General features: G+C 49.6%; 5 protein-coding genes. 3 read left to right on the forward strand and 2 right to left on the reverse strand.

Annotation, left to right across the window (positions count from 1 at the left end; all coding sequences use genetic code 11):
- Nucleotides 1-302: hypothetical protein (locus ACF8D4_RS14525; RefSeq protein WP_392465460.1), on the forward strand; the 302-nt coding region annotated here is incomplete at its 5' end.
- Between the two features lie 321 nt (nucleotides 303-623).
- On the opposite strand, the gene pssA is transcribed toward ACF8D4_RS14525, so the two are convergent.
- Nucleotides 624-1,526, reverse strand: a complete 903-nt coding sequence (gene pssA / locus ACF8D4_RS14530) for a CDP-diacylglycerol--serine O-phosphatidyltransferase (RefSeq protein WP_025012094.1) — start codon at nucleotides 1,524-1,526, stop codon at nucleotides 624-626.
- Nucleotides 1,527-1,617: 91 nt separating this feature from the next.
- On the opposite strand from pssA, the gene ACF8D4_RS14535 reads away from it, so the two are divergent.
- Complete coding sequence (locus ACF8D4_RS14535; RefSeq protein ID WP_392465463.1) at nucleotides 1,618-2,061, forward strand: DUF4124 domain-containing protein; 444 nt, start codon at nucleotides 1,618-1,620, stop codon at nucleotides 2,059-2,061.
- Nucleotides 2,062-2,138: 77 nt separating this feature from the next.
- Here the strand turns inward: ACF8D4_RS14535 and mdh are convergent, their stop codons facing one another.
- The gene (gene mdh / locus ACF8D4_RS14540; protein WP_025012092.1) at nucleotides 2,139-3,074 is read right to left on the reverse strand and encodes a malate dehydrogenase; all 936 of its coding nucleotides are present in this window, start codon (nucleotides 3,072-3,074) and stop codon (nucleotides 2,139-2,141) included.
- Between the two features lie 285 nt (nucleotides 3,075-3,359).
- Here mdh and argR point away from each other — a divergent pair, with 285 nt between their 5' ends.
- Nucleotides 3,360-3,830 (forward strand): transcriptional regulator ArgR, encoded by a 471-nt coding sequence (gene argR, locus ACF8D4_RS14545; RefSeq protein ID WP_025012091.1) that lies wholly within the window; start codon nucleotides 3,360-3,362, stop codon nucleotides 3,828-3,830.
- Nucleotides 3,831-3,865 lie beyond the last annotated feature (35 nt).

Here is a 3,865-nt window from a genome sequence, read left to right on the forward strand (position 1 = left end):
GGCCATCGGGTCAGGGCTGCGTATTCTACGCTTTCCTGCTGCGGCGTCAAGAGGTATTTACCATCTTTTTTCGCCTGTCGTTGAAAGGACTCGAGAGCCGTTTTTCTTCGACCCTGTCACGTCTTTCGCGTTGCCGCTGTGCCGTGTCAGTGGGAGCGCATTATAGGGAGCCAAAACTTTTGTGCAAGGGGGATTTTTGCAAAACCACACCAAGCGAACACTATTTAGGCATCAACAGGGCAAAACCAACCTTTGAGCAACATAGATATTACCCTAAAGTCCCTTTTTATCTTGATGAGTAACTTGAACCGACTGAGATGGCTATGCAAGCTGACTTGCTCACTAACCAGAGTTGCTCGTCAAAGTGATATCAGTCCTCTGCATCTCTGCTCGAAGCTATGCCAAACCTATGCCGAACCTATGCCAAACCTATGCCAAACCTATGCCCGAACTTACGTCCTTGAGTCGAACAGTTAGCAAGTTGGGTTCCGTTGCCCGAGTGAAACGAGTCTTCATAAGGCTATTTCACTCGAGGTGGGATCTAGGTTTAGCACATATTTTGCCGCTTTGCAGAGTAAAAGCCTTTTGAGTGGCAGCCCAAAGTTTTCACTTTCAAGAGAGATTCATGACTTGAGCTTGTCTTGGCTCGCTTTATCTCCCGTATCTTCTTTTTCTTCGGCGCTCTCTTTGTTATCGCTATCTTTGTTATCTCGAGCATGGGAAATGGGAGAGTTCTCTGCACTTGATGCTTTGTCATCACAGTCATCTGCCTCATCGTCATCACCAACGACATGAGACACCTTGAGTTTTCTAACGCTGCGAATGGTAACCACAGGCCCCGAGAGAGCATAGAGATAAAATAGCAGACAGAGAATTAATGCAGGCTCGACCGAGATCACCACAAATACGGCCACTACCAGCAAGATCACCAGGAAGTTCACCTTGCCACGCCAATCGACTTCTTTAAAGGAGTGATAGCGGAAATTACTCACCATCAACAGACCGGCAACGGCCGTGACCAGGGCCACCAATATGCCTATATCATGCCCTGAGACGCCGTAGCCCTGCCCCAGCCAGACACTGCCAGCAATAAGAGCCGCTGCGGCCGGACTGGCAAGCCCTTGGAAGAAACGTTTATCGGCCACTCCTACTTGGGTATTGAAGCGCGCCAGACGCAAGGCAGCCCCGGCGCAATAGATAAAGGCCGCCAGCCAACCTATTTTGCCCAATTCAGAAAGCCCCCAGTTATAGGCTATCAAGGCCGGAGCCATACCGAAGGATACCATATCTGCCATCGAGTCGTACTCGGCACCAAAGGCACTCTGAGTGTTGGTCAAACGCGCCAGACGACCATCCAGTCCATCGAATAACATGGCAACAAATACAGCAATAGCCGATGCCTCAAAGTGCCCATTCATGGAAGCGATAACAGCATAGAAGCCCGAGAACAATCCTGCCGTTGTCATCAGATTGGGTAACAGATAGATGCCACGGGTTTTTATTGTTGGCTTGGATAAATTTTGCATACACTTAACCTGATGGTGTAATAAAGGTCTATAGCGGCAAAGATAACACACTTGCTCAGACAAGCTCACCCTGCAGAAACGGAAACAGACAATGATAAGGATCAGCCTATTTATGGCTCTGCTGGCATTACTCGGAGCCAACGCTGCCTCGGCAACGCCCATCTATACTTGGGTCGATGAAAATGGCGTTACCCACTACAGCCAAGAGCCGCCGCCACAACAACAAGCCACCGAACTGGACAGCCAAAATCTGCAACCCGCCAGAATTGGCACGGTCGCGCCGAAGCGAAAAGATGACGTTGTGCAGGAAACTGAGTCTGAGAAACAGGCCAAATTGATCAAGGAGAAAGATGCGGCCCAGGCTCAGGCTATTTGTGATAAGGCCAAATTCCAATTGGATGTACTCAATACCCACACCAGACTGCAACGTAAAGATGAGGCCTCCGGTGAAATGATTAAGATGACAGAAGAAGAACGGCAGGCGCAGATAAAGGAGCAGCAGGAAAGAATTCGGCTGTTTTGCCAAAGAAACTAGCCAGCAAGGCCAGAGTAGAATAAGTTCAAGTAGCAAAAAGGAGCGCCGCGGCGCTCCTTTTTATTCCCTGAGTCGACTTACTTAACGAAGTCTACACCCAGTTTGATATCCGCCTTCAAGGTATCCAGCATGGCATCACGGGCGTTGGTTTCAAACGCGCTCAGCTCTCCATACGGCAGAACCTTTTCGATACCATTCTTGCCGAGTACCACTGGCTGGGCAAAGAATTCAGCGTGCTCGCTACCACCATCAACATAGGCGCACTCGATCACATTGGCTTCACCCTGCAGACCGCGGATCAGCGACAGACCGAAACGGAAAGCGGCCTGGCCCATGGACAGAGTCGCGCTGCCGCCACCGGCTTTGGCTTCAACCACTTCAGTACCAGCGTTTTGAATACGCTTGGTCAGGGCAGCAACTTCTTCATCAGAGAAGCTGACACCTTCAACCTGAGACAACAGAGGCAGAATGGTCACACCGCTGTGGCCGCCAATCACATTGACTTTAACATCGGCAACGTTCAGCCCTTTGGCTTCGGCGATAAAGGTTTCAGAGCGGATGACATCGAGAGTCGTCACACCGAACAGACGGTTCTTGTCGTAAACACCGGCTTTTTTCAGTACTTCAGCAGCAATGGCCACAGTGGTGTTCACTGGGTTAGTGATGATACCGATCAGCGCCTTGGGACAAGTCGCGGCCACTTTTTCAATCAGGTTACGGACGATACCGGCATTGATATTGAACAGATCAGAACGATCCATGCCCGGCTTACGGGCAACACCGGCAGAAATCAGCACCACATCGGCACCTTCCAGTGCGGGCGTTGGGTCTTCACCGGCAAAACCTTTAACTTCAACTGCTGTCGGGATATGACTCAGATCCACGGCAACCCCAGGCGTTACGGGGGCGATATCATAGAGTGACAGCTGAGAGCCGGCAGGCAATTGGGTTTTCAACAGAAGGGCAAGAGCCTGGCCGATACCACCAGCAGCACCAAGTACAGCAACTTTCATAGTTATCTCCGTCAATTCTCGGAATTATGTGTGACATAGATCTAATTCTGTGATGGCGCAACATTAAAGGATCGTCACAAAAATAGCAATTATCCCTTAGTCATATGACTCTGTTTCATCAAAAGCTGAATTAACTTCAGCATTTTCTACTACCCACTGAGGCTTCTTTTACCCACCAAATGACCTGCATTGCATTTTTATGCATACATCTTGGGTATTTGTTGACACTTATCCATTTGATATGCAGAATGGCCGGGATTTTCTGAATAACGACAGAAGAAGATGATGCAAGCAAGCAAAAATCAGGATGAGCTAATCAGAACCTTCAAGGCTCTGCTTAAAGAGGAGCGCTTCGGCTCCCAGAGTGAAATAGTCAATGCACTGCAAGCCGAAGGCTTTGCCAATATCAACCAGTCCAAAGTCTCGCGCATGCTGAGCAAGTTCGGTGCCGTGCGCACCCGTAACGCCAAGCAGGAGATGGTCTACTGCTTACCGGCTGAACTAGGGGTACCTACTGCCGGCAGCCCGCTGAAGAATCTGGTATTGGATGTGGATCATAACCAAGCCATGATAGTGGTGCGTACCAGCCCGGGGGCGGCGCAGTTAATTGCCAGGCTGTTGGACTCCATCGGCAAGCCAGAAGGTATTCTGGGCACTATTGCCGGTGATGATACTATATTTATCTGCCCTTCCAGCATCAAGACCATAGATGAAACCCTGGAAACAGTGAAATCGCTGTTCAATTACACAGACTGAGTTGAAAATGCCATAAAAAAACGCCCTTCAATGAG

The sequence above is a fragment of the Shewanella sp. YQ_9 genome (genome assembly GCF_043103185.1).
Taxonomy (GTDB): domain Bacteria; phylum Pseudomonadota; class Gammaproteobacteria; order Enterobacterales; family Shewanellaceae; genus Shewanella; species Shewanella algae.